24 protein-coding genes are annotated in these 26033 nt (G+C 62.9%); 15 read left to right on the top strand and 9 right to left on the bottom strand.

Annotated features, from left to right (window positions below):
* Nucleotides 1-66: 66 nt before the first annotated feature.
* From ACSQ84_RS22720 to ACSQ84_RS22730, 3 genes are all read right to left on the bottom strand, one after another.
* The gene (locus ACSQ84_RS22720) at nucleotides 67-1068 is read right to left on the bottom strand and encodes an NADP-dependent oxidoreductase (RefSeq protein ID WP_436213937.1); all 1002 of its coding nucleotides are present in this window, start codon (nucleotides 1066-1068) and stop codon (nucleotides 67-69) included.
* Nucleotides 1069-1156: 88 nt separating this feature from the next.
* Nucleotides 1157-2524: a bifunctional folylpolyglutamate synthase/dihydrofolate synthase gene (locus ACSQ84_RS22725; RefSeq protein ID WP_436213938.1), complete on the bottom strand. Its 1368-nt coding sequence runs from the start codon at nucleotides 2522-2524 to the stop codon at nucleotides 1157-1159.
* Entirely contained in the window at nucleotides 2524-3522 is a 999-nt protein-coding gene (locus ACSQ84_RS22730) for a hypothetical protein (protein ID WP_436213939.1), read from the bottom strand. Before ACSQ84_RS22730 ends, ACSQ84_RS22725 begins: the two co-directional genes overlap by 1 nt.
* 304 nt (nucleotides 3523-3826) lie before the next feature.
* Between ACSQ84_RS22730 and ACSQ84_RS22735 the strand changes: the two genes are divergently transcribed.
* The 4 genes from ACSQ84_RS22735 (at nucleotide 3827) to ACSQ84_RS22750 (ending at nucleotide 9032) form a co-directional block, all read left to right on the top strand.
* Nucleotides 3827-4600: a ferredoxin--NADP reductase gene (locus ACSQ84_RS22735; RefSeq protein ID WP_436213940.1), complete on the top strand. Its 774-nt coding sequence runs from the start codon at nucleotides 3827-3829 to the stop codon at nucleotides 4598-4600.
* A 235-nt stretch (nucleotides 4601-4835) separates the two neighbouring features.
* Nucleotides 4836-5747, top strand: coding sequence for a patatin-like phospholipase family protein (locus tag ACSQ84_RS22740; RefSeq protein WP_436213941.1), 912 nt, complete (start codon nucleotides 4836-4838; stop codon nucleotides 5745-5747).
* Nucleotides 5748-5889: 142 nt separating this feature from the next.
* On the top strand, nucleotides 5890-7521 hold the full coding sequence (locus tag ACSQ84_RS22745) for an FMN-binding glutamate synthase family protein (RefSeq protein WP_436213942.1): 1632 nt from the start codon (nucleotides 5890-5892) through the stop codon (nucleotides 7519-7521).
* A gap of 209 nt (nucleotides 7522-7730) precedes the next feature.
* A complete protein-coding gene (locus ACSQ84_RS22750) occupies nucleotides 7731-9032 on the top strand; it encodes a hemolysin family protein (protein WP_436213943.1) in 1302 nt (433 codons plus the stop codon).
* Between the two features lie 56 nt (nucleotides 9033-9088).
* On the opposite strand, the gene ACSQ84_RS22755 is transcribed toward ACSQ84_RS22750, so the two are convergent.
* Both ACSQ84_RS22755 and ACSQ84_RS22760 read right to left on the bottom strand, forming a co-directional pair.
* Nucleotides 9089-11089, bottom strand: coding sequence for a carbohydrate porin (locus ACSQ84_RS22755; RefSeq protein WP_436213944.1), 2001 nt, complete (start codon nucleotides 11087-11089; stop codon nucleotides 9089-9091).
* Between the two features lie 473 nt (nucleotides 11090-11562).
* Nucleotides 11563-12384 (bottom strand): creatininase family protein, encoded by an 822-nt coding sequence (locus ACSQ84_RS22760; RefSeq protein WP_436213945.1) that lies wholly within the window; start codon nucleotides 12382-12384, stop codon nucleotides 11563-11565.
* Between the two features lie 156 nt (nucleotides 12385-12540).
* Between ACSQ84_RS22760 and ACSQ84_RS22765 the strand changes: the two genes are divergently transcribed.
* The 9 genes from ACSQ84_RS22765 to ACSQ84_RS22805 all read left to right on the top strand — a co-directional run bounded on the left by ACSQ84_RS22765 (nucleotide 12541) and on the right by ACSQ84_RS22805 (nucleotide 20413).
* Nucleotides 12541-13560: an ABC transporter substrate-binding protein gene (locus tag ACSQ84_RS22765; RefSeq protein WP_436213946.1), complete on the top strand. Its 1020-nt coding sequence runs from the start codon at nucleotides 12541-12543 to the stop codon at nucleotides 13558-13560.
* Between the two features lie 5 nt (nucleotides 13561-13565).
* On the top strand, nucleotides 13566-14366 hold the full coding sequence (locus ACSQ84_RS22770) for an ABC transporter ATP-binding protein (RefSeq protein WP_436213947.1): 801 nt from the start codon (nucleotides 13566-13568) through the stop codon (nucleotides 14364-14366).
* Entirely contained in the window at nucleotides 14363-15151 is a 789-nt protein-coding gene (locus tag ACSQ84_RS22775) for an ABC transporter permease (protein ID WP_436213948.1), read from the top strand. The genes ACSQ84_RS22770 and ACSQ84_RS22775 overlap by 4 nt, the downstream gene beginning before the upstream one ends.
* A complete protein-coding gene (locus tag ACSQ84_RS22780) occupies nucleotides 15151-16140 on the top strand; it encodes a 2-hydroxyacid dehydrogenase (RefSeq protein WP_436213949.1) in 990 nt (329 codons plus the stop codon). The genes ACSQ84_RS22775 and ACSQ84_RS22780 overlap by 1 nt, the downstream gene beginning before the upstream one ends.
* Nucleotides 16140-16856 (top strand): AprI/Inh family metalloprotease inhibitor, encoded by a 717-nt coding sequence (locus ACSQ84_RS22785; RefSeq protein ID WP_436213950.1) that lies wholly within the window; start codon nucleotides 16140-16142, stop codon nucleotides 16854-16856. Before ACSQ84_RS22780 ends, ACSQ84_RS22785 begins: the two co-directional genes overlap by 1 nt.
* 78 nt (nucleotides 16857-16934) lie before the next feature.
* Nucleotides 16935-18101 carry a hypothetical protein gene (locus ACSQ84_RS22790; protein ID WP_436213951.1) on the top strand — a complete coding sequence of 389 codons (1167 nt, stop codon included), beginning with the start codon at nucleotides 16935-16937 and terminating at the stop codon, nucleotides 18099-18101.
* A 180-nt stretch (nucleotides 18102-18281) separates the two neighbouring features.
* The gene (locus tag ACSQ84_RS22795; protein WP_436213952.1) at nucleotides 18282-18644 is read left to right on the top strand and encodes a YciI family protein; all 363 of its coding nucleotides are present in this window, start codon (nucleotides 18282-18284) and stop codon (nucleotides 18642-18644) included.
* Nucleotides 18645-18720: 76 nt separating this feature from the next.
* Complete coding sequence (locus ACSQ84_RS22800) at nucleotides 18721-19113, top strand: YciI family protein (protein WP_436213953.1); 393 nt, start codon at nucleotides 18721-18723, stop codon at nucleotides 19111-19113.
* Nucleotides 19114-19144: 31 nt separating this feature from the next.
* Nucleotides 19145-20413, top strand: a complete 1269-nt coding sequence (locus ACSQ84_RS22805) for an RNA polymerase sigma factor (protein ID WP_436214091.1) — start codon at nucleotides 19145-19147, stop codon at nucleotides 20411-20413.
* A 194-nt stretch (nucleotides 20414-20607) separates the two neighbouring features.
* Here the strand turns inward: ACSQ84_RS22805 and ACSQ84_RS22810 are convergent, their stop codons facing one another.
* Entirely contained in the window at nucleotides 20608-20919 is a 312-nt protein-coding gene (locus ACSQ84_RS22810; protein ID WP_436213954.1) for a putative quinol monooxygenase, read from the bottom strand.
* A gap of 224 nt (nucleotides 20920-21143) precedes the next feature.
* Between ACSQ84_RS22810 and ACSQ84_RS22815 the strand changes: the two genes are divergently transcribed.
* Entirely contained in the window at nucleotides 21144-22697 is a 1554-nt protein-coding gene (locus ACSQ84_RS22815) for a serine hydrolase domain-containing protein (protein WP_436213955.1), read from the top strand.
* Between the two features lie 32 nt (nucleotides 22698-22729).
* Here ACSQ84_RS22815 and ACSQ84_RS22820 read toward each other — a convergent pair whose 3' ends face one another.
* Genes ACSQ84_RS22820 through ACSQ84_RS22830 form a run of 3 tightly spaced genes read right to left on the bottom strand, consistent with a single transcriptional unit; the run spans nucleotide 22730 to nucleotide 24997 of the window.
* Complete coding sequence (locus tag ACSQ84_RS22820; RefSeq protein ID WP_436213956.1) at nucleotides 22730-23557, bottom strand: extracellular solute-binding protein; 828 nt, start codon at nucleotides 23555-23557, stop codon at nucleotides 22730-22732.
* Nucleotides 23558-23579: 22 nt separating this feature from the next.
* Complete coding sequence (locus tag ACSQ84_RS22825) at nucleotides 23580-24302, bottom strand: ATP-binding cassette domain-containing protein (protein WP_436213957.1); 723 nt, start codon at nucleotides 24300-24302, stop codon at nucleotides 23580-23582.
* Between the two features lie 2 nt (nucleotides 24303-24304).
* On the bottom strand, nucleotides 24305-24997 hold the full coding sequence (locus tag ACSQ84_RS22830; protein ID WP_436213958.1) for an ABC transporter permease: 693 nt from the start codon (nucleotides 24995-24997) through the stop codon (nucleotides 24305-24307).
* Between the two features lie 97 nt (nucleotides 24998-25094).
* On the opposite strand from ACSQ84_RS22830, the gene ACSQ84_RS22835 reads away from it, so the two are divergent.
* Entirely contained in the window at nucleotides 25095-25979 is an 885-nt protein-coding gene (locus ACSQ84_RS22835; RefSeq protein ID WP_436213959.1) for a substrate-binding domain-containing protein, read from the top strand.
* Nucleotides 25980-26033: the final 54 nt, after the last annotated feature.

The following is a 26033-nucleotide window of genomic DNA, read 5'->3' on the forward strand; positions in this document are numbered from 1 at the left end:
CCACCATCCTCCGCTCAGCAGTAACGGTGGGCACGGCGCAAGCGCGCCTTTGCCCACCCTACGACTTCACACCTTCACCATCCGCTTGCCGCGGTTCTCGCCGGCCAACAACCCGATCAGCGCCTGCGGCGTGTTTTCCAGGCCGTTGATGACGTCTTCCTGCACCTTCAATTTGCCGGAAGCGACCCAGGCTTGCAGGTCCTTCAAGGCCTGATCGCGCTCGTTCATGTAGTCCATCACGATGAAGCCCTGCATGATCAGGCGCTTCACCACGATCAGGCCGGGCACGCCGCGCGGGCCGGTCGCCGAGGGCACACCGTCATATTGCGAGATGGCGCCGCAACAGGAGATGCGGCCGCGGTTGTTCATCAGCGCGATGCAGGCCTCCAGAATGTCGCCGCCGACATTGTCGAAATAGACGTCGATGCCTTTCGGCGCTGCAGCCCGCAGCGCCTTGTAGGTCGCGCCGTCCTTGTAATCGACCGCGGCGTCGAAGCCGAGTTCGCTGGTGAGCCAGTTACATTTGTCCTTGCCGCCGGCGATGCCGACGACGTGGCAGCCTTTGATTTTTGCTATCTGGCCGACGATCGAGCCGACCGAGCCGGCCGCGGCCGACACCACGACGGTCTCCGCCTCCTTGGGCTTGCCGACATGGAGCAGGCCGAAATAAGCCGTGAGGCCGGCGATGCCATAGACGCTGAGCAGATGCGTCATCGGTTCCATCTTCGGCATCTTGGTCAGATGCTTTGCCGGCACCGCGGCATAATCCTGCCAGCCGGTATCGCCGAACACGATGTCACCGGGGCTAAGGCCAGGTGCTTTCGACGAGACGACTTCAGCGATGCTGCCGCCGGCCATCACGGTGTTGGCCTCCACCGCGGCGCGATAGGTGGCGCCGTGCATCCATGCGCGGTTGGCGGCGTCGAGCGAGATATAGCGCGCCCGCACCAGCACCTCGCCGTCCTTCGGCTCCGGGATCGTTCCCTCCGACATCTTGAAGTGCTCGGGCCCGAGCTTGCCGGTCGGCTTTTCCACCAGCAGGATCTGGCGATTGACGGTAGCATTCATGGCGTTTCCTCCCGAGGCTTGATCGTTCTTCGTTGCTGACACCGTTGATCGCATATCAGGCGACCAATTGCACATGCTGTGTTGCGCCTCAGAAGAATTTCAAATCCTGCGCGCGGCCGCCACGGGCGGCCGTTGCGTATTCGATCGCCAGGAACAGTCCGCCCGCGACATACAGTTTTCGTTTTGGCGACGCCGCCAACGCATCGGCCAGACGCACCGCGTCCTCGATCGTTGCGGCGACATGAATTTCCGCGCCTGGGTTGGCAAGCCGCGCCGCGGCAGCGATGTCATGCGGGTTCGCGCCCTTGTGATAGGCCGCCGTAGCGACGATCGTATCGAAGGACGGCGCCAGCGCACCGACGATCTCGCCGGCCTTCTTGTCGCTGGAGGCGCCGGTGACGAGGATCCAGTTTTGGTCGCCATGGATTGCCTTGAGACTTGCGAGCGATTGCCGGATGCCGTCGGGGGTGTGGCCGACGTCGATCACGGTCAAGGGATCTTGCGTGATCACTTCGAGACGGCCCGGCCATTGCGTCTCGCGCAGGCCGGCGCGTAGCGCGGCCTCGATCCGTTCGGGCGCCTTGTGCGGACGGCTGCGTTCCAGCCAGAACAGGAACAGCGTGGCCGCGATTGCGGCGTTGTTGAACTGAGCCGTACCAAGCAGGCGCGTCTCGAGGCCGCGATAATCGTGATGGACCGGGACTAAGTCGAGCACACGCGTCCCGGAACGGCGGTAATGCGGATTTCCGAACTGGTAATCGAAGCGCTGTCCTGACGCGGAGGCCTGCTCGCCGTAGATGCCGATCTCGTCGCGGACGAACAGCGATGTGATCCCGCGATGGCGATTGTACTCGGTGAGATGCTGCCGCAAGCCCCGGCAGTTCTCGCCGTAGACGATGGTGCCGCCATTGGCGCAGGCGTCGCTCTTGTCGGAAGCGATCAGCTCCAGGGTATTGCCGAGCAGTTCGACATGCTCGTAGTCAACCGACGTGACGCAGGTCTGGCGCGCGCCAACCAGACGGACCGGATCGTAACGGCCGCCGATGCCGGCCTCGAACACGATGAACTCGCAGCGGCTTTCTTCAAAGTGTAGGCAGGCGAGCGCAAACAGCGCCTCGAACGCACCGAACTTTTCGCCCCGTTGCTGCGAAATCCCGGCGATGGCGGCCTCAACCTTTTGCTTGCACCGCGCGAAGGCGTCGTCTCCGATCTCGACACCGTCGATCCGGATCCGCTCGTTGAAACGCAGCAAATGAGGCGAGGTGAAGAGGCCGGTTCGCAGGCCATAGGCATGGCCGATCGCGGCGCACATCGCCGCCGTGCTGCCTTTTCCGTTCGAACCGGTCACCACGACGGAGCTGCGCTGCAGCCACACGCGGCGGATGCCGAGCTCATTAAGCAACTCGGCCAGCCGCGCCAGGCAAACGCCGTCGCCGTATTTTGGCAGGTCAAACACTAGAGCAATCCCGTCGCGGAAAAAGTGTGGTGCCAGATTTTCAGGATCAGGTCGCCGCGATCGGATTGTTCCAGCAGTCGAATCGACGGATTGGAATTGACTTCGATCACGGCCATGGCGCCGGGATCGCCACCGATGCCGACGAACATGTCGACCGCCGCGACTCGAAGCCCGATCGCACGGGTGGCTGTCTTCGCTAGCCTAACCGCCGCTTCGGAGGGCGGCGGTTCGATCACCATCGTTCCGCCGGCGCTCAGATTCATCCGCCCCGGAATGTCGCGGCGTTCGTCCTTCGCCGGCACGATGTCGAGCGAAGGGTCGGCGGCGGCGGGCGTGACCGGCGATAGGCCGTGCGCGCGCAGCGCCTCATTGTGGTCGGCGAACAATTCGCGCAACGTGCGCACGCCGTCGCCGCGCACGAAGGGCGGATATTTGCGGGCGCAATACAGTGCGTCCTCGTCGAGCAAAAAAATCCGGTACTCGACGCCTTCGACGATCGGCTGGATCAGGACCGCGTCGTAGTACTTCGCGACGTCGTCGAGATATCTAATGAGCGCAGCCTCGTCGTGAATCGCTTGCGCGAAATCGCCGCGCGATCCCGTCAGCGGCTTGACGAAGGCGGACGTGCCCAGCTTGCGAAAATACGCCAGCGCGTCGCCGCGCTCATGGCCCGATGGGCGATGCGCGCGATAGCGCTCGTGCAGGAAGAAATATTCGCCGCCGATCGCCGGCATGCCGGCCTCTTCAAGAATTCTGCCGGTGAAGTATTTGTCGGAAGCCAGCGTCGAGGCGGAGGCGCTGTTCTGCGGATACCATGCGCAGCGGCCCGCGCCGAAATGCAGGATTTTGTCCGGCGATGCGACGCTGAAGATCAATCCAGAGCCGCCATCGAGATCGCGAAAAGTCAGTCCAAACTCGGCGCAGGCAAATTCGGCATAGACCGACTGGTCCGGATAAAACCCCGGTTTGCCCTGTCGAAATTTCCTCAAGCTTTGCATGTCGTCTCTTTTGACGCGTTCTAAGGTTGCGTAGCAATTTATTGCTGGATCAGCGCCGATTTCAGCAAGTTAATTGCGTGTGCGATCTTAAGTTAACGACGGCAATCGAACCTTTCTGCAAAATAAACCGACTGCCATTCCGGGTTCTCAATTGTGCACCGATTGATCTTGACTATCTCTGTCATTGGCGCAATTGAAACGTCAAATCGCCAATGATTTCGGGGGTTTTCGGCACGTTGAGAACCGAAAAACCGGCAAGAAACTGAATTGTTCTACACCAAGACGTCAGGAAAAACGAAAACACATGAGCGCGTTCTATAGAGAGAAAGTTCTTTCCGTCCGGCATTGGACCGATACGCTTTTCAGCTTCACCGCCACCCGCGATTCCGGCTTCCGCTTCCAGAATGGGCAATTCGCGATGATCGGCCTCGAGGTCGAAGGCCGGCCGCTGCTGCGTGCCTACAGCATGGCGAGCGCCAATCACGAGGAAGAGCTCGAATTCTTCTCCATCAAGGTCGCGGACGGGCCGCTGACCTCGAAGCTGCAGAAGATCCGGGAAGGCGACACCATCCTGGTTGGCCGCAAGGCGACGGGAACGCTGATCACCGACAATCTGATTCCGGGCAAGCGCCTGCTGCTGCTGTCGACCGGCACCGGGCTCGCACCGTTCGCAAGCCTGATCAAGGACCCTGATGTCTATGAGCGCTATGAGAGCATCGTGCTGGTTCATGGCTGCCGGCAGGTGTCCGAACTCGCCTATGGCGAAGAGCTGGTTGCCAAACTGCGCGACGACGAATTGTTCGGGCCGCTCTTGTCCGAGAAGCTGCTGTACTACCCGACCGTGACCCGCGAGCCGTTCCGAAATCGCGGCCGCATCACCGACCTGATCACCTCGGAACAGCTGTTCAACGACATCCATCAGCCGCCGCTCGATATCGCGACCGACCGCATCATGATGTGCGGCAGCCCCGGCATGCTGGAAGAACTGCGCCAGCTGTTCGAGGCGCGCGGCTTCCTCGAAGGCAGCCACAGCCAGCCCGGTCACTTCGTGATCGAAAAGGCGTTCGTCGAGCGCTGATGCTGTCGTCCCGGCCTTGAGCCGGGACCCATAACCACCGGCGCTCATTGTTGCGCTAGCTATCAACGCCGACCGCCTCAAATCCGGAACAACGCGGACCCGGCTCAAGGCCGGGCGACGAGATGGGTCCGCGTTCCGCGGGGACGACGAATGATAGCCCACCCCATTCCCCCACTGCTATAAGCCTCCCAACGTCGCGCGGCCTGTTGCCGACGCGGCGACAAGGGAGCGCGTGTTGTCGGTACTCGACCAGATTGGCCCGGCGAAAACCGCCTTTGTGCTCGCCGGGGGCGGCAGCTTTGGCGCCATCCAGGTCGGCATGCTGCATTCGCTGGCCGCGCACGGAATCTCCGCGGACATGGTGGTCGGCTCCAGCGTCGGCGCCCTCAACGGCGCCTTCTATGCCGGCGATCCCACGCTCAAGGGCGTGGAGCGGCTGGGCGATATCTGGCGCGGACTAACGCGGCATGACGTGTTTCCGATGAGCTGGCGCACGGTGCTGAGTTTCCTGTGGCATCGCGATTTCCTGATTTCCCATGACGGCATCCGCAAGCTGATCGACGATCACATTTCCTATCGCAATCTGCAGGACGCCAGGGTGCCGGTGCATATCGTCACCACCGATATCATCTCCGGCGACAGCATTGTGCTGTCGGAGGGCTCGACCTCGGAGGCGATCGTCGCCTCGACCGCGATCCCCGGCGCCTTCGCGCCGATCCCCTACAGGAACTACTATCTCGCCGATGGTGCGATCTCCAGCAACACGCCGATCCGGATCGCGGTCCAGAAGGGCGCCAAACGGCTGATCATCCTGCCGACGGGGCACGCCTGCGCCACGCAGGCGCCGCCGATCGGCGCGGTCGCCAATGCGCTGCACGCGTTGACGCTGCTGATCGCGCGGCAATTGGTCATAGAACTGGAAGGCCTCGATCCCGGCATCGAGTATTTCGTGGTGCCGCCGCTATGCCCGCTGGTGGATCACCTTACGATTTCTCGCGCACGGCCGATCATATCGACCGTGCCATTGCCACGACAGATGCGTGGCTGGCCCACCATGGCCTGCAGCGGGGCAAGATCCCCGGGGAAATGCGGCTGCACAGCCATTGAGGGCTACGCTGCACTGCAAAAGCAGCTTCCGATCAATTGATTCAACCACCGCCGGCTTCGGTAAATGTTTTTGCGATCCCCTGTCACGTCCGCGACGGCTAAACCGTATATCGTATGGCGCTTATTCCCATGATTGGATTAAGCTGCTGGGCGGACAACAATAATCGGGCCGAGGGGATATCATGGAAACGCTGCTGATGCCGTTCTCGCCACGCTACATCGTCCTGACGATTTGCGCGGTCGTCACGGCACTGCTGATCGGCATCGGCATCTTCGATCAAAATTTGAAAGTATGGGAAATACTGCTGATTCCGATCGTGATCTTCGGCGGGCTCACCGCCCTCGGCATCCGCGACCTCACGCAAGAGAACCACGCCGTGTTGCGGAATTATCCGATCTCGGCGCACATCCGCTTTCTGCTGGAAGAGATCCGCCCGGAGCTGCGGCAGTATTTCTTCGAGAGCGAGAAGGACGGCATGCCGTTTTCCCGCGATACCCGCGCGCTGGTCTATCAGCGCGCCAAGATGCAGCTCGACAAGCGCCCGTTCGGTACCCAGGAGGACGTCTATAAGGAAGGCTACGAGTGGATGCACCATTCGATGGCGCCGAAGACGCGTAGCGGGGACGAGTTTCGCGTCACCATCGGCGGTCCGGATTGCACCAAGCCGTATTCCGCCTCGGTCTTCAATATCTCGGCGATGAGCTTTGGCGCGCTCAGTCCCAATGCGGTGCGTGCGCTCAATGCCGGCGCCAAGCGAGGCGGCTTCGCGCATGACACCGGCGAAGGCGGCGTCAGTCCGTATCATCGCGAAAACGGCGGCGACATCATCTGGGAGATCGGCTCCGGCTATTTCGGCTGCCGCAACCCTGACGGCAGCTTCAATCCCGAATTGTTCGCGCGCATCGCCACCGACGACCAGATCAAGATGGTCGAACTCAAAGTCAGTCAGGGGGCCAAGCCCGGACACGGCGGCGTATTGCCGGCGGCCAAGGTCTCGGAGGAGATTTCAAAGATCCGGGGCGTACCGATGGGCGAAGACTGCATCTCACCGGCCACTCACCGTGCGTTTTCGACGCCGCTGGAAATGATGACCTTCATCGGTGAGATGCGGCGTCTGTCAGGTGGCAAGCCCGCCGGCTTCAAGCTGTGCATCGGCCACCCCTGGGAGTTCCTCGCCATCTGCAAGGCGATGCTGCAGACCGGGATCTATCCCGACTTCATCGTGGTCGACGGCAATGAAGGCGGCACTGGCGCGGCTCCCCTCGAATTCATGGACCATCTGGGCATGCCGATGCGTGAGGGCGTCAATTTCGTCCATAACGCCCTGATCGGCATCAATGCGCGCGACCGCATCCGCATCGGCGCTGCTGGCAAGATCGCGACCGCCTTCGACATGGCGCGCGCGATGGCGATCGGCGCCGACTGGTGCAATTCGGCGCGCGGTTTCATGTTCGCGCTTGGCTGCATCCAGTCGCTGAGCTGCCATACGGATCGTTGCCCGACCGGGGTGACCACGCAGGACCCGTCGCGGGCGCGCGCGCTGGTGGTCCCGCACAAGGTCGATCGCGTCTACAACTATCATCACGCCACCTTGCATGCGCTGGCCGAACTGCTCGCCGCCGCGGGCCTCGACCACCCGCAGCAATTGCGGCCGATCCATTTTTCGCAGCGAAGCTCCACCACCGAGGTCTTGACGTTCGCAAGGCTCTATCCGCCGCTTCGTGCGGGCGAGCTGATCGACGGCACCAGCGATCCGCGCTTTCGCGAGGCCTGGGATATGGCGCGGGCGGAATCGTTTCAACCGGCGGGCTGAGATTCAGATTCATGTCGTCCCTGCGAACGCAGGGACCCATAACCACAGGCGCTGGTTGTTGAAACAAGGCATCTACCGCCGTCCCTCAATCGATAGGCCGCGGCGTATGGGTCCCTGCGTTCGTTCGCAGGGACGACAGATAACTCGCCGTGCGAGCGCTGCTCTGATAAAGCCTCGCTCTGGAATGACCATCCGCAAAAAGGGAGACGATGCTTTATCTGGAACTCGGGATCGTGACGGTCCTGATCATCACCAATGGCCTGCTTGCAATGTCGGAGCTTGCCATCGTCTCGTCACGGCCGGCACGGCTCGCGGCGCTGGTCGAAAAGAACGTCACGGGTTCCCGCCGTGCCCTTACCCTGGCTTCCGATCCGGGCAAGTTCCTGTCGACGGTCCAGATCGGGATCACACTGATCGGCGTGCTGTCCGGTGCGTTTTCCGGTGCCACGCTGGGGCAGCGCCTGACCAACCTGCTGGTCGAATCCGGATTGTCGCAAGGCCTCGCTGATGCGATTGGCGTCGGCGCCGTGGTGAGCGTCATCACCTACGCCTCCCTCATCATTGGCGAGCTGGTGCCGAAGCAGATCGCCTTGCGCGACCCCGAATCGGTGGCGGTGCGCGTGGCGCCCTACATGATGCTGCTCGCGAAAATTTCATCGCCCCTGGTGTGGCTGCTGGATCGCTCGGGCAAGGGGCTGTTGTGGCTGCTCGGTCACCGCGGCGAAGCCGAAGGAAAGGTCAGCGAAGACGAAATCCGCAACCTGGTGGTCGAGGCCGAGAATGCCGGCGTGCTTGAACCCGGCGAAAAGGAAATGATTGCGGGCGTCATGCGGCTCGGCGATCTTCCGGTCGGCGCCGTCATGACGCCCCGCCCTGAAGTCAGCATGATCAATCTGGCCGATGCGCCTGACGTTATCTTTTCGGCGCTCGCGGGCAGCAACCATTCCCGCTTTGTGGTTTTCGACAAGGACCCGGACGCGGCGCTCGGCATTGTCCAGGCCAAGGATATGCTGGACAGCTATCTGTCAGGACAGGCGCCGGATATTCGCAAGTTGGTCCGGGAGGCGCCGATCATTCCCGAATTCCTCGATGCAAGGGATGTCGTTGCCATCCTGCGCGATTCCGCGGTGCATATGGGGCTGGTGCATGACGAATACGGCGTCTTCCAGGGCGTCGTCACCAGTGCAGACATTCTCGAATCGATCGTCGGCGGTTTCCATACCGAAGAGGGGCCGCCCGAAGCGGCAGTGGTGAAGCGGGACGACGGCTCGTATCTGATCTCGGGCTGGATGCCGGCCGTCGAATTTGCGCATTTGCTCCAGATCGTCCTGCCGTCGTCGCGGCAGTATCAAACCATGGCCGGTTTCCTGCTCCAGCAGTTCGGCGCGATACCCAGCGTCGGCGATCACGTGGAGGCGCAGGGCTGGCGCTTCGAGATCGTCGATCTCGACGGCCGGCGCATCGACAAGGTGCTGGCGACACGCATCGCCGATGGGGCCTTCGGCAAGTAAGCATGGCGGCGCGATGCCGAACTTTTGCCAGACGCCATTCTGTCCGGCGTTGGACCTCAGAACTCGCCGTGCAAACGGCCCGAGAAGATCGAGACCGGGCCACGGTCGCCATTATAGGCGGGGTTGACGATCAGCTGATAGTCGGCGGTCAACGTGAGATTCTTGTCGATCGCGAACGCGTAAAAGGTCTCGAAGATACTTTCATTGCGGTAGTTGAGCCGGCCGTCGCCGATCAGGAGGCCGAGGCCGCCGGCCGCCAGGAAGTCGCGATGCGCGGGTGAAAGCCCATTGATGGCGCCGCCGATGCCGAACGTATCGCTGGGGCGGCCCCAATGGCTGCCTTTGACCGACAATCCTGCGGACACGCTGCGATCCACATCGGTGAAGGAGAGGATCTCGTAGCGCCCGTCGTTCCAGCTCGCGCGGGCGAACAGTCCGACATCCCTGGCGATCTGCTGTTCGGCGTTGACATAGAAGCCGTATTTGAGGTTGTCGCGCCGTATGTCGACGATGACATCGTTGATATCGAGCGTCGGGTCTGCATTGGCGATCGCAGTCGCCAGACGGTAGTTGCCGGTGTTGCCGCGATTGGCGAAAATGCCGAGCCGAACCTTGCCGGGTTGATCGAAGATGGTGTGGCGCTCCTCAAATTCGACCACCGCGCCGCCGGACTTGAACACGAGGACGTCGCTGTTGGGCGCGTTGGGCACCTGGAACAGGCCGGCGCGGAGCGCCCAGTCCTTGCGGTTGAGTTCGACGACCGCGCCGCGGGTGAAGCCGGGAAGGTCGGCGGGGAAGTCGTACGCCGCAGACGACCACATCGCCCAGTTCATGAAGTCGACGCGCGGATCCTTGGCGTAGGAATTGCCGTCGAAATAGTCGCCGACCGCGAAGCGGCCGACCGTGAACGTGACGCGGTCGATGTCGCGCTTTCCGGCGAGCTGCATCGGCCCGTCGGCGACGTCTTCCTGCTCACCGCCGAGCCCAAAGGTCTGGCGGAAGACGTAGCGCTGCGGACGGTATTTCGGATACGGCGCGCCGCCTTTCTGCGCCTCGCCGTTGGAGAAGCCGGCAAGTCCCAGCGTGCTGTTCAAGCCAAAGCCCTGGGCCAGTTCGGGGTTGAAATAGAACTCGCCGCCCTGCCACAGCCGCCAGCCGAGAAACACATCCGCGGTCCATGTTCCGCGGCCCTGGCCGCCGCCCGGAAGACTGTTGGTGCCCTCATAGGGCGAGCGCATGCGGGGATAGGCTTGCGCGATGACCGTGGTCTGCCCATGCACGTTCCAGTTTTTCGGCTCAGCAAGCACGGTGCGTCCATCGACCGGTGCGGGGCCGGCCCAGGGCGGCGTCTCCCACAGGCGGTAGTTCAGCCCGAGCTTGAACAAATGAATGTTGGGATCGACATTGACGCGCGGCAATCCGACGTCGGTGAGGTCATAGGTCCGCCGCGCCAGGTCGACGTAGTCGTATTGGGCCTTGGCGGTCCAGTTGCCGCCGACCGCCACCTCGATCCCGAGGCCTGCGGTCCAGCCGACATGCGTGAGGTACCGCTTCGGCGGGATGATGACCCCGAGGTCGTTGAGGCTGACATGGCTGCTCCCCCATGCGACGCCGCCTGTGACGTAGGGCATCCATGTGCCCATCGCGTAGCCGACACGGCCGCGGGCGGTTGCGACATAATCAATGGTGGTGTCGAACGGAGCCGGCGCGAGCCTGGGAATATCCACCGGGCTGCCGAACGATATGTCGGCCTCCACACCGAGCACCAAATTATTGGCCAGTTGACGGTTGTACCCAGCCTGGTAGCCGCCGGTCAGCCCCGTGACGCTGGGCGAAAAGAACACGCCCTGCAAGGGCTCGGTGTTGGTGTGTGGGCCGAGGCTGCCGCTGCCATAACCGACATGGCCGCCGACATAGAAGCCGGTCCAGTTGTAGACGGCATTGAGCGCCGGCGCCTTGAGCGACATATCGGCCGCCAGGACGGGACCGGCGAGCGTCATCGCACCGACGGCGGCGCCGGCCAGAACATGCTGCAGGGACTGGCGGTACAAATTCATGATGCGGCTTGGTCCAGCGCGAAGCGGGCTGCGGTCTCGCATCATCACTGCAGATTTGAACGCCTGCCGCCAACCAGGAAATGAAGTCATCAACCCGCCGCCCCCCCGGTCGGCTTTTTCCCGATTCGTCCGCTCAAAGCCAGATCGGGAAAACGCACCATGCCCCCGCCCTAGTTGCAAGTAATTCGCAACAGTGGGGCCGAGGAGCCCGTCTTGGATGCCATTCCTACATGACAGTTTTGCAACGGCGGATAGGGAGGGTGAGCCAAAAAGTTGACCCGCCCGGGGGGGACAGCCGGGCGGGTCGGGTTCGGCACAGAGTGGATGAGGCGCCATGCCGGACGCAGGAACCACGAGAGCAGCCGTAAGGCGGTCATCGTCGTCCGCATCCAGTTGGACGGAGCCATTTCGATTCCGGTTCGAACGAGGTTTCGGGAATCCGGGGGAGATTATTCGGCGGTCAATACAGCTGCTTAGAGGATGTAATTCGGCCCGCTCGCCAGCCTCTTCACGTCGAAGTTATCGACGTCATCAAGCAACTCGCAGAACGCGTGGGCGCCGTGATCGAGCAGCTTTTCGCCCTTTTCCGCGGAGGCTTGGGTAGCGTCTCCGACGGCGCCGCTGCCGTGCAGGTCTTGCGCCTGCCACGCGAAGGGTGCGGGCCGATGCGCGGACAGCCAGCGGTGATCCTTTTCCATCGCGATGCTGTTGGCGCGAAAATCGATGATCGCATCCTGGCGTACGGTGTACGGATAGCGCGCCAGCATGATCGAGGTTTCGACCGCGCCGCCATGGATGCCGTGGCGCAGTTCTTCCGCCGAAAACAGTCCGTCCGGCACGCCGAACCGCGACCAGCTCGTCGTGACAACAAAAAGCCCGTGCTGGGCGCGCAAATCCTGCGCGACCAGCGTCATCGCCGCACTGTTACCGCCATGGCTCGTGACCATCACGAGCTTCTTGACGCCGGCGCGCGCGACGCTTTCGCCGAGCGCCATCCAGCTCTTCAGCGCAACGTCAGTGGGCAGCGTCAGCGTGCCCGGATAATCGATATGTTCGGTGGAAATCCCGACCGGCTGCAGCGGCAGGAACGTGACCGGAGCACTCGCGGGCAGCAGTTCGCGGACCCGCGCCAGATAGGCCTCGCCGATCATGACGTCGGTACCGAGGGGCAAATGGGGACCGTGCTGCTCGGTCGCTGCCAGCGGCAGCACGGCGATCCAGCGCGCGGGGCCGGCCGCGGCGATGTCGGGCCAATGGATGTCGGTCCAGTTGCGGGGCGGAACAGGTGAAGTCATCGAGCCAAGCGTTTCTTTGAATGGATTTGCAGGGTAGTTTGTCAGTCATCCGGGGACGATCGTCGTCTCTGGGGCCAACTCTCCCTCTCCCCGGGGAAGTGATCCACGTCCATTACCGCACCTATCATGGGCCAGAATGATCGACGGAGTCCAACCATGAACCCGGCCTTTTTGCCGCGAACGTTAACCGCAGCCCTATTGGCGTTGCTGGCCGCGCTGACGCCCGCCCGCGGGCAGACCCTCGATAAGGTCTCGTTTGGAACCAACTGGGTCGCCGAAGCCGAGCATGGCGGCTTCTTCCAGGCGGTGGCCGACGGTACCTACAAGAATTACGGCCTGGACGTTACCATCGTGCCGGGCGGTCCCAACAGCAACAACCGCATGCTGCTGATTGCCGGCAAACTCGACTTCTTCATGAGCGCGAACACGCTGCAGTCTTTCGATGCGGTGACCAACAAGGTGCCGCTGGTGACGGTCGCCGCCATTTTCCAGAAGGATCCGCAGGTCTTCCTGACCCATCCGGAATTCAAGATCAGCAAATTGGAGGACCTCAAACCGCTGACGCTGCTGGTGTCGAAGGAAGGCGTTGCGAGCTATTTCCAGTGGCTGAAGTCCGAATATGGGTTTAGCGAGAGCAAGGTTAAACCTTACACCTTCAACTCGCAGCCCTTCATTGTGAACAAGCAAAGCGCGATGCAGGGCTATGTCACCTCCGAGCCCTACGCGGTCGAAAAGGCCGCCAGCTTCAAGCCGAACGTGGTGTTGCTGGCCGATCACGGCTTCAACGCCTATTCGACCCTGATCGAGACCCGCACCGAGATCGTCGACAAGAAACCCGACCTGGTGCAGCGCTTCGTCGATGCCTCGATGATCGGTTGGTACAATTATCTCTACGGCGACAACGCGCCGGGCAATGCCATGATCAAGAAGTTCAATCCGGAAATGACCGATGAATTGCTGAAATATTCCACGGCCAAGATGAAGGAATACGGCATCGTCGATTCCGGCGACACCTTGAAGGACGGCATCGGCGCCATGACGGATGCGCGCGTTGCCAGCTTCTTCGACAAGATGGTGCGCGCCGGCGTGGTTCGCCGCGATATCGACTACCGCCAGGCCTATACGCTGCGCTTCATCAACAAGGGCGTCGGCCTCAATCTGCGGCCGAAGAACTAGGCGTGATGGCAGGGCCCGCTTCATCGGAAGCCGATGCGATTGCGGTGAGCCTTGGTGCCGTCACCAAGGTTTATGACAATGGCGTGGCCGCGCTTGGCCCGCTCGACCTCGATGTGAAGCGCGGTGAATTCATCTCCCTGCTTGGGCCCTCCGGCTGCGGCAAATCGACCGCCTTGCGGCTGATTGCGGGATTGACCGCGCCAAGTTCAGGTGTGGTCGGCGTTTCCCAACGTACGAATGAAACGCGCGCGGGTTATTCCATCGGCTTTGTGTTTCAGGAGCCGACATTGATGCCGTGGGCCAGCGTACGGGACAACGTCCGGCTGCCGCTGAAGCTTGGGCATGTGCCCATGGCGGAGGCCGATCCTCGCGTCGAAGAGGCGCTGGCGCAGGTCGGCTTGTCGGAATTCGCCGCTGCCTATCCGCGCGAATTGTCCGGCGGCATGAAGATGCGGGTATCGCTGGCGCGGGCGCTGGTCACCAATCCCGGCATCCTTTTGATGGACGAGCCGTTCGCCGCGCTCGACGAGATCACGCGCTTCCGTCTCAACAACGATCTGCTGGCGCTGTGGCGCAAGCTGAACATGACGATCGTCTTCGTCACCCATTCGGTGTTCGAGTCGGTATATCTGTCGCAACGCGTGGTCGTGATGTCGTCGCGGCCCGGGCGCATCAGCGCCGAGTTTCGCATCGACACGCCGGAGCCGCGGGTCGAGGAGTTCAGGATGTCGGCTAGCTATGCCGCCTATTGTCGCGAGGTCTCGAATGCGCTGATGCCTTCCTATTCCGGGCTGGTCGGCGCATGAACTCTTCACGGGATCTTGTTCGTTTTGTGCTGCCCATCGTGGTGCTCGCTGCCGGCTTCGGATTGTGGGAACTGGTGGTGCGTATCAACGACATCCAACCCTATGTGCTGCCGGGTCCATATGCGGTGTTCCAGACACTGGTCTCGGACTGGCCGGTGCTGTCGGAATCTCTCGGCGTCACCTTGCTGACCACGCTGGAAGGCTTCATCGCCGCTGCCATCGGCGGCGTCGCGCTGGCGCTGTTGTTCAATCAGTCGAAATGGCTGGAATATTCGCTGTTTCCCTATGCGGTGATCCTGCAGGTCACGCCTGTCATCGCGATCGCGCCGCTGCTGCTGATCTATCTGCAGCAACAGACCGCCGTCATTGTTTGCGCCTGGATCGTCGCCTTCTTTCCGGTTTTGTCCAACACCACGCTTGGGCTGAATTCGGTGGACCGTAATCTGGCCGGCCTGTTCAGCCTCTACGGCGCGTCGCGGCTGCAGACGCTGCGTTATCTGAAATTGCCGGCAGCACTGCCCTATATTCTCGGTGGGTTGCGTATCGCAGGCGGGCTGTCCCTGATCGGGGCAGTGGTTGCCGAAATCGCGGCCGGCACGGCGGGTGCAGGCTCGGGCCTCGCGTTCCGCATTGCCGAGTCCGGCTACCGTCTCAACATTCCCCGAATGTTCGCCGCACTGCTGTTGCTCTCCGTCGCCGGAATTGTCATCTATGGGCTGCTGGCGCTAATTTCGCATCTGGTACTGCGGCGCTGGCATGAAAGCGCGCTTGGAAAGGAAAACTGATGGCTGCCGGAACTATTTCGTCCGAAAAGATCGATTTGCTGGTCTACGGACCAATCAGGCCGATCCTCGAGAATGGCTTTTCGGACCAGTTCGTGCTGCACAAAGCGGAGAGCCGGGCCGATCTCGAGCGGTTGACGCCTGACGTGCTGGCCAAGACCCGCGGCATGGCGGTGACCTATCATTCGGTGCCGGCCGACGGCAAGGCGCTGGCGCATTTTCCGAAGCTCGAGATCATCGCAAGCTTCGGCGTCGGCTACGACCACGTCGATTCCACGTACGCGCGTGAACATAACGTCGTGGTCACCAACACGCCCGATGTGCTGACCGAAGAAGTCGCCGACGTCGCGATGGGGCTTTTGATCGCGACCTTGCGCGAATTCGTCAAGGCCGACCGCTATCTGCGTTCGGGCCTGTGGCAGACGCAGAACTATCCCTTGAGCGTCGGCTCGCTGCGCGACCGCAAGGTCGGCATCGTCGGCATGGGCCGCATCGGCCAGGCGATCGGCCGCCGCCTCGAAGCCTCCCTCGTGCCGGTTTCCTATCACTCGCGCAACCCGTCATCGGCCGTGTCCTATAAGCACTACGGCGACCTGATGGAAATGGCGAAGGCGGTCGACACGCTGATCGTGATCGTGCCGGGCGGCGCCGCTACCGCGAAGATGATCAATGCGGATGTCCTCAAGGCGCTCGGCCCGCGCGGCGTGCTGATCAACGTCGCGCGCGGCTCCGTGGTGGATGAGGAGGCGCTGGTCGCGGCGCTGAAGTCGGGAACGATCCTGGCGGCGGGGCTGGACGTGTTCGCCAACGAGCCGAGCGTGCCGGACGAACTGAAAGCCATGCAAAATGTCGTGCTGCTGCCGCATATCGGTTCTGCCTCGGTAGTAACGCGCAATGCGATGGATCAACTCGTCGTCGACAACATCAAGAACTGGTTTGCCGGCAAGGCGCCGCTGACGCCTGTGCCGGAAACACCGGTGAAGGGACGCTGATGCAAGCTGGCCGCCGTGGGGGCGCTGCAGTCGCCGCGTTATCGGCGCTGCTCGCCGTTCTGCTTGATCCTGGATCGGTGCGATCGCAGGGGGCTCCGAGCCTGCAGAAGGAGATGATCGGCCAGTGGGAGCTTGCGACCACCGAACGCAGCAAGACCTGCGTCGTCACGCTCAAGGCCGATACGACACCGCAGGGCCTGAAGCTCGAACTCGAGCCCGGCTGTGCGGCGGCGCTGCCCTTCACCAAGGATATCACCGCCTGGAACATCAAGGGCCTCGGCGACATCGTGCGGCTGCAGGACGCCGCCGGCCAGCCGGTGATCGATTTCACCGAAGTCGAGAGCGGCATTTTCGAAGGGCTGCGGACCGGCGAGGGCGTCTACATCCTGCAGAATCTCGCGGCCGCCCGCTCGCTCGCCAAATCGATGGACCAGATGATCGGCGACTGGTCGATGGTGCGCGGCAGTGGCAAGGTCGTCTGCGGCCTGACGCTGACCAACACCGAGGCATCAGGCGATAATTTCCAGGTGTTCTTGAAGCCGCGCTGCGATCCCGCGGTGGCCGCGTTCGCACCCAACCAGTGGCGGCTCGATCGCGGCCGGATGATATTGATGTCGGCCAGCGGCCAGACCTGGGAGTTCGAGGCCGACGACCATGCGCAGTGGCGAAGGGTGCCGGACAGTGCCGATCCCCTCATCATGATCCGGGGGCAGTAATTCGCGATCGGTCGGTGGACCGCAGGCTAGTAACTCTGTACGGGGTGAACATTGCGCGTCCGGCTGGCCGAATGTCTGTTGGTGATCGTCTCGGTCGGCCTGACTTATTTGGCCGCGGAAGCAGCTTTCGCTTTTGGCGGCCTGCGCTACGTCCCGCTACGCCTCCACGGGCACTTGCCGGACGACATTCGCCTCTTCGCCCAGTCATCGAAGGCGGGCGTGCTGCCACAAAATCCGGTGCTGCTGCTCGGCGATTCCCACGCGCAGGGCTTTGGCGATTGGCTGCTTGAGATCAATCCCGATTGTAACGGTCCGTTTCATTCCGCGCACGTGATCCAGCAGCTGAGCGGCCGCGATGTGGTGGCGCTCGGTGTTTCCGGCGCGGGCAGCGCCGAAGGAATGGCCGCCTTCCCGGCGATCGCCTATGCGCAGGCGGATCGAGCCTGGTATCTGCGCCTGCCCAAGCCTGATGTCGCCGTGGTCTATTTTTACGAAGGCAACGATCTCAACAACAACATCAGCTTCCTCGATCGCCGGGTCGCACATCCGGATGCATCAAAACTTGCCGAACAGATCGACCGGTCGATCGCCGCCTACTCTCCGGCGCTGTCCAACGATACAGGGCGCGCGCTGCATTTTCCGTTGTTTCGCTTTTTGGTCAGCATGATCAGGCAGACCTGGGCTGAAGCAACCGGCACGTTGCAGGTGCCGGCGTCCGAAGAGCCGGCCATTCCTTCCGGTTTGCCGAATGCGGCGGAGGTCGCGGGCAAGGCCACGGAATTGCCGGGCCACCTGCAATCGCCGGCGCTGGAGCTGACGAGCGAGGAGCTCGAGCGCGCCACGCTGGTCTACGACCGGTCACTGGTCTTTCTACAGAAGCTCCTGCCTGGGACACCGGTCCTCGTCGTGTACCTGCCGTCGCCTTTGTCGAGCTATCGGTTGCTGGGAGCGGAAGTCTCGGGCCAGCAATATGTGCCAGATACCGCCACCCGTTATCCGAGGCAGCGCGTAATGGAGTACAGCGACGCCATTTGCCGGCTGATCCGTACTGCAACGGTCGGCCATGGCGCCGGCTTCCTCGATTTGCGCCCTGCCATCCGCGCCGCCAGTGAAACTGCCTTCGTCCATGGCCCGCGCGATTTCAAGCACTTCAACCGCAGGGGGATGGAGGTGCTGGGGCAGGCGGTGGCAGAACGGATCAACCGGCCGCTGATCGGGGGCGCCTGTTCGCAAGGCGAAAACTGAGCGCTTCGGAGTGGCAGCAGCCCGCGGCGCCGCCAGCCTGGGGACGGCTTTCGCGGTAGAAATTTTTTCAAATCCCCTGTCGATTCGCAGGGCCCCCGTTCGTCGTCTCAAATAGCGGGACAGTTCCCCGCGGGCAGGGTGCCTGCGGCTCGCCTCAAACAGGAGTTTTTCATGCGCTTCATGTCGATCGTGACCTCGTCCCATCCGCCTGCGCAGCCGCCGGCCGAAATGATGGAGGCGATGAACAAACTCGCCGACCGGGAAATCAAGGCCGGACGCATGCTGGATACCGGCGGGTTGATGCCGCTCGCCTTGGGCGCGCAGGTGCGCATTATCGATGGCAAGCTCAGCGTCGTCGACGGCCCGTTCGTGGAGGCCAAGGAGGTGATCGGCGGCTACGCGATCTCCGAACTGCGAAGCAAGGAAGAGGCGGTGGCGCTGGCAAAGGAATTTATGCAGCTCCACCTCGATCACATGCCGGGCTGGGAGGGGACGTGCGAGGTTCGCGCGTTCTTTGACGGCGCACCAGGCGAGTGTTCCTGATCAGCATCGCCGGCCGTCATCACCGCCGCCGATATCCAGTGACAGCGGCGGCCCGCCTTCACAAGGAGTTGTTCGCATGCGCTTCATGTATATCGTTACGCCGGTCCACCCCACGCCGCCGACGCCGGAATTGATGGCGGCCGTGCACAAGCTTGCCGAGCGCGAGATCAAGGCCGGCCGCATGATCGGCAGCGGCGCGCTACAGCCGCGCGCATCGGGTGCGCAGGTCCGGATCACGGATGGCAAGCTTGGTGTCATCGACGGTCCGTTCGTCGAGGCCAAGGAAGTGATCGGCGGCTACGCGATCTTCGAACTCAGGGACAAGCAGGAAGCGATCGAGAAAGCTGTCGAGTTCATGCAGGTCCATCGCGACTACATGCCGGGCTGGGAGGGAACGTGCGAAGTCCGCGCCTTTGTGACGGCGGATTGGGAGGCGGCTTGCTCGGTCAACGCGCGGGCGGCTTCTTGAAGCGGGTGCAACGCGGACGCTGTCGGTGGCGATGACGGCCGCGGACATCCAGCGCACCGTCGTCGCGGTCTGGCGCATCGAGCAGCCGCGGCTGCTCACCAGCCTGTCGCGGATGCTGCGCGACGTGCCGCTGGCGGAGGACCTGTCGCAGGAAGCGCTGCTGGCGGCGATCGAGCACTGGCCTGTAACGGGTGTTCCGGATAAGCCCGGCGCCTGGTTGATGGCGATCGCCAAGCGGCGGGCGCTGGATCATCTGCGCCGGCGCCAGATGCTCGCCCGCAAGCACGAGATTGTCGCGCGGGATATGGAGCAGGAAGAGCAGGCCATGCCCGATCTGGACTCAGCGCTCGATGACGACATCGGCGACGAATTGCTGCGGCTGATCTTTACCGCGTGCCATCCGCGCCTGTCGCGCGAGGCCCGCGCGGCGCTGGCGCTGCGGATGATCTGCGGCCTGACGACCGACGAGATCGCGCGCGCCTTCCTGTTGCCGGAAGCGACCATTGCTCAAAGAATTGTGCGGGCGAAACGGACGCTGTCGGAATCCGGGCTCGCCTACGAGACCCCGCGCGGCGAGGAACTTTCCGAACGGCTCGCCTCGGTGCTGGAGGTCGTCTATCTCATCTTCAACGAAGGCTATACCGCGGGCCGCGGCGACGAATGGCTGCGACCGCAGCTCTGCAACGATGCGCTGCGCATGGGCCGCGTGCTGACTTCGATCGCGCCGCAGGAATCCGAGGCGCACGGCCTGCTGGCGTTGATGGAGCTGAATGGCTCGCGTATCGCCGCGCGCACCGATAAAGCCGGCGATCCGATCCTGCTGATGGACCAGAACCGCGGGCTCTGGGACCAACTCCAGATCCGCCGCGGCATGTCCGCACTGGCGCGGGTACGCGAACTCGGCGGCACCGGCGGTTTCTACGCGCTGCAGGCCGCAATCATTGCCTGTCACGCGCAGGCGTCGGCGCCCGGTGAAACACCCTGGCCGCGCATCGCGGAGCTTTACGCGGAGCTGGCTGCTTTGGTGCGCTCGCCAGTCATCGAACTCAATCGTGCGGTGGCGGTCGGCATGGCCGAGGGACCGGCGGCGGCGCTTGCAATCGTGGACAATCTCGTGCTCGAGCCGGCGCTGAAAACCTATCACCTGCTACCGAGTGTTCGCGGTGATCTCCTCCAGAAGCTCGGCCGGTTCGAGGAAGCCCGCGCGGCGTTCGAGGCGGCTGCCAGCCTCGCCGGCAACAAGCGCGAGCAGGAATTGTTGAAACGGCGCGCCGCGGGGGCAATCAGCGGCGCGCCGTAGCCGTGATTGCTTTGGTTTGATTCGGCGGACGTCATCCCCGGACGAACGCACTTGCGTTCGCTCGGGAGGTGCGAGCCGAGCGAGCCTCGAAGGATGGTCACGGGCCCGTACTCATCCTTCGAGGCGCGCAAGCCAGCGGCGCAATTGCGCCGCCGAGCGCACCTCAGGATGACGGAGGACGTGCGAGTTTCGTGTCAAATGAAGCGGAACTGCGATCGCTCGCGCTTTGCAAGCTTTGGGATCGCCTGTCCGACGATGATGTTCTTGAAGTGCGGCGTTTGCTGATGATCGGCGAACGCGGCCTCGCCCGCGAACACCTCGTAGAAGAAGTACTTTCGCGGCTCCGTCAGATTCTGGTGGATCTGGAATTCCTTCACGCCGGGCTCTCGCTGCGCCTGCGGCAGGAAGTCTTTCAGGAGGCTAGCTACCGCGGCTTCCTCGCCCGGTTTGACCTCCCAGAACGCCGTGACGACCAGGCTTTGGTTGGTGTTGTCTGCAGCTGCCATGTTGTTCTCCTTGTGAATGCAGCGCCGGGGGTCGATCCGGCGACTGCGACCATCATGGCAGGGATCGCGACATCAATGCTTCGACATCAATCGAATTGTCAGGTCGAAAACTAGATCGGAACCGACACGAGAGATTGGTGGTTTGGTCCGCGATCTTCAGAGGATTGACATTCCGATCCCAGGTCGCAGATGATTGAGTCCACAATCAAGCAGCGAAAGCGCTCATGCCAGACATACGATCCGCCGTTTCGGGGGCCGCGGTCGGCCTGTTCGCCCTGGCAGCCCTGGTCTGCGGCCCGGCAGCCCTTGCGCAAGCGGAATCGCAAGGCGTCTGGCCAACCCAGCAATGGCAAACATCCACGCCGGAAGAGCAGGGCATGGATTCAATGGCGCTCGTCAACCTGCTCGATTTCGGGAAAACCCGCAGCCTCGACAGCCTGTTGCTGGTTCGGCATGGACGTATCGTGCTGGATGCCTATTACGCCCCGTATACATCGGACATACCGCACCGGATAAACTCCGCGACCAAAGCGGTGGTCGGGACGCTGGCGGCGATTGCCCACAAGGATGGGCTGCTGGACAGCTTCGACCATCCGGTACTGGAGTTCTTCGGCGATCGCAGCATCGCCGATCTCGACGACCGAAAGAAAGCCATCACGGTTCAGAACCTGCTGGACATGACTTCCGGAATCGACTGGAACGAGCCGTTGGGCGGGTTTCCGGCTTCGATGATCGAAATGAGCCGCCAACCGGACTGGATCAAATTCGTTCTTGATCGCCCGATGGCGAGCGCGCCGGGAGAGGTCTTCAACTACAACAGCGGCAGCACGCATCTGTTGTCCGGCATCATCGCCAAGCTCACAGGCATGAGCACCGCGGACTATGCGAAGGCCAAGCTGTTCGGTCCGCTCGGGATCAAGGTCTCGAACTGGTGGCATGATCCCCAGGGTATCTCGACCGGCGGATACGGTCTGGCACTGCTGCCGAGGGACATGGCGAAGATTGGCTATCTTTACTTGCGCAACGGCGAGTGGGACGGCAGAGCGCTGGTTCCGCCCGCCTGGATCGACAAGGTCAGCCACGCCACCGTGAACATGAATATGCCCAGGATGCCGGAGCTGCGGTACTCGAACTTGTTCTGGGCCGTTCCCGACAAACAGGTCTACATGGCGGTCGGATACCATTGCCAGATCATCATGGTCATTGCCCAACTCGATGTCGTCGCGGTGATGACGGCGCGTGACTTTTGCCCGTTGAACCGGCTTGCCGATTACATTGTCGGTGCGATCAAATCAAAGACTGCGTTGCCGCCTGACCCCGCCGCCACCAATCTGCTCGCGAGCAAAATTCGCGAGATTTCGACCGAGAAGGCGACAGAGATTGGCGAAACGCCGGATACCGCGGCAACGGTCTCGGGGCGTACTTACAAATTTCCGGCCAATGGGCTGAACGTCAAATCGATATCGCTGATCCTCGCTCATCCAAGCCCGCACTACGACCTCGAGTTCTACGCGCCCGATCGGACCCAGCCGTCGCGCCGGTTTATCGGTCCGATTGGACTTGATGGCCTGTATCGCAAAAGCGAGTCGATTGCCGGCGGCGTATTTGCGACCAAAGGAAAGTGGCTGAACGGCTCCACGTTTGAGGTCGAGCGCCAGGCGGTGGGGATGGACGAATTGCAGAAGTGGACCTTGTCGTTTGACGGCGACAAGCTTCATCTTCGCGGCAAGGACAGGGCCGGCCGCGAAATCTCGCTCGATGGCGAAGCCGGCGGGTAACCGGGCCGGCGAACGCCGATGTCCGCGGGTGCTCAGGCGCCCGGATCGCTGGCATTGGGATAGAACAGCTGCTCGCCGTTGATCTTGTAATCGGCGATCGCCTTCTGGCCCTCGGCCGAAACCAGCCAGTCGATGAATTGCTGGCCGAACTCCTTCTTGACATCAGGATGCTTCGCCGGGTTCACCAGCATGACGCCATACTGGTTGAACAGCCGCTTGTCGCCTTCGACCTCGATGACGAGCTCGCCCTTGTTCTTGAACGAAAGCCAGGTGGCGCGATCGGTGAGTACGTAGGCGTTTGAAGCCGCGGCCGTATTGAGCGCGGCGCCCATGCCCTGGCCGATCTCCTTGTACCAGGGGCCCTTGTCCGTCGCGATGTCGATGCCTGCGACTTTCCAGAGATTGAGTTCGGCCTGGTGCGTGCCGGACTTGTCGCCGCGCGAAATGAAGGCGGCGCTCTTCTCCTTGAGCGTCTTGAACGCGGCGACGATGTCCTTTGATCCCCTGATGCCCGCGGGGTCGTTTTGCGGGCCGACCAGGATGAAGTCGTTGTACATGACAGGGTAACGCTTGACGCCAAAACCTTCGCTGAGGAATTTTTCCTCTGCCGCCTTGGCGTGGACGAACACGACGTCGGCGTCGCCGCGGCGGCCAGTGTCGATCGCCTGGCCGGTGCCCTGCGCAACGACCTTCACGTCGATTCCGGATCTGGCCTTGAACATCGGCAGCAGATGGCCGAACAGGCCGGAATCCTGCGTCGAGGTGGTCGACGCCACCAGGATCGATTTGTCCTGCGCAAAGGCAGTCGTCGCGAAAACGGCAGTGGCGGCGGTCGCGATCAGCAAGCGGCGAGTAAACATCTGATTTCCTCCCAGAAATTCGTCAAACGAGCAGTTCACCGGCGAGGAACGTCTTCGCTTCGCCAGTCTGCGGTGTGTTGAAGAACGCTGCCGCCGGACCGGTTTCGATGACGCGGCCACGGTGAAGCATCACGATATCGCCCGCCAGCCGCCGGGCCTCGCCGAGGTCATGGGTTGCCATGACGACCTTGATGCCGCGCCGGCTCACCGCGTGGACGACGTCCTCGATCGCCTTGGTGGCGGCGGGATCGAGGCTCGCCGTCGGCTCGTCCAGGAACAGGATGGCGGGGTTGCGGGCAAGCGCGCGCGCCAGCGCAAGCCGCTGCTGTTCGCCGCCCGACAGCCGGCGCGCGGGACGATCCGCCAGTGGTCCGAGGCCGACCAATGCGAGCAATTCGCCGATCCGGCTTTGCTGCTCGGTCCGCGCGACATCAGACGCGCGCAAGGCATAACGGATATTGCCGCCCGCGGTCCGCCGCAGCATTGCCGGACGCTGCAGCACGATGGCGCGCCGTGTCGGCGGGACGTCTTCCCGTCCGCCCCACGTCAGGCGCCCCTGTGATGGCCTCACCAGGCCCATCGCCGTTCGCAGCAGCGTGCTTTTTCCCGAACCGTTTGGGCCAATCAGGATGGTCGGCGGTCCCGGGTTCATCGTGAGGGTGACAGCGTCAAGGATCGTCACCGCCCCGGCGGCGACCGTGACGTTCTCGAATCTGATCGGCAGGTCTGACGTTGGCGCGCGCATGGTCACCCCGCCATTCGCTCGCCGGCGCGCCGGGCGGTCCAGGCCAGCGCATTGACCGCGATCACGATCGCGATCAGCACCATGCCAAGTCCGATCGCCAGCGGCAGGTCGCCTTTGGAGGTTTCCAGCGCGATCGCGGTCGTCATCGTGCGGGTGAAGCCATCGATATTGCCGCCGACAATGATGATGGCGCCGACCTCGGCGGCCGCCCGGCCAAAACCGGCGAGCAGCGCGGTGACGAGGCTGAAGCGCGCGTCCCAGATCAGCGTCGCCACCCGGCGGGCCGGGCCGACATTCATCGCGGTGAGTTCGTCGCGGTATTCGAGCCACAGATCCTCGATGGTCTGGCGCGTGAGGGCGGCGATGATCGGGGCCACCAGCACCGTTTGCGCAATCACCATCGCTTTCGGCGTGAACAGCAGGCCCCAGGAGCCGAGCGGGCCCGCGCGCGAGAGCGCCAGGAAAACCGCCAGCCCGACCACCACCGGCGGCAGGCCCATCAGCGCATTGAGCACGACGATGACGGCCTGACGGCCGGGAAACTGGATCAGCGCCAGCGCAGCGCCGAACGGGATCCCGATGAGGGCGGCAAGGACGACGGCCGATAGGCTGACGATCAGCGACAGCCGCACGATGGCCAGCAGCGCCGGATCACCGGTCAGCACCAGTTGAAGCGCAGAAACATCGCCCGGCATTCCCAATCCACCCTTTCCCTATATCTTGTGCAGAAGCCGCGGGCATGGTCAAATTTCGTAACAAGTTCATATTCATGCATATTGGTGCTTATCTGCGATGGCCGATCTCCTCACCACCGACGAGGCCGCGACCTACTTGCGGCTGTCCGAGCGCAAGCTCTATGAGCTGGTCGCGCAGGGCGCGGTGCCCTGCACCAAGGTGACGGGCCGCTGGCTGTTTCCGCGCGCGGCGCTCGACCGCTGGGTAACGGCCGGCCTGATCGCGCCGGCGGCGCTCGCCCATGTTGCAGCACCCCCGATCGTTGGCGGCAGCCATGATCCGCTGCTGGAATGGGCGTTGCGCGAGAGCGGCTGCGGTCTCGCCAGCCTGCCGGAGGGAAGCGAAGCTGGCTTGCGGCGACTGACGCGCGGCGAGGTGATGGCCGCGGCGATTCACCTGCACGCCCACGAGGATGATGCGCAGGTCAACGTCGCGACCGTTGCAGGCGCGCCGGGATTGCACGATGCCGTCGTGATCGCGTTTGCGCGGCGCGAGCAAGGCATCCTGGTCGCACCTGATAATCCGCTCAAGCTGAGCGACGTTGCCTCGGTCGCGCAGTCCGGCGCACGCATGGCGCAACGTCCGCTCGGTGCCGGCGCACAACTGCTGCTGATTGCGCTGCTCGCCCGCGCCGGCCTTGCGGCGCACGATGTCAGCCTGTTGAAGCCGGTTTGTCCGACCGGGACTGATGTCGCGCAGGCGGTGCGCTCGGGCCGCGCCGATTGCGGCATCGCGACGCGGTCGGTCGCGCTCGCCGCCGCCCTCGAATTCCTGCCGCTGACATGGGAGAATTTTGATCTCGTGCTGCGGCAGCGCGACTATTTCCTGCCCGGCCCGCAGCGGCTGTTCGCCTTCCTGCGATCGGCGGCTTTTCGGGAGCGTGCGAAAGAACTCGACGGTTATGACATCGATCGGGTCGGCGAAGTTCTGCTGGTGAACTAGTTTGCGCCCGGCCGGGCCCAATGCTTCGAGGTCAGCATCAGGCGCATCAGTGCG

The organism is Bradyrhizobium sp. LjRoot220 (assembly GCF_964252915.1).
Classification (GTDB): Bacteria; Pseudomonadota; Alphaproteobacteria; order Rhizobiales; family Xanthobacteraceae; genus Bradyrhizobium.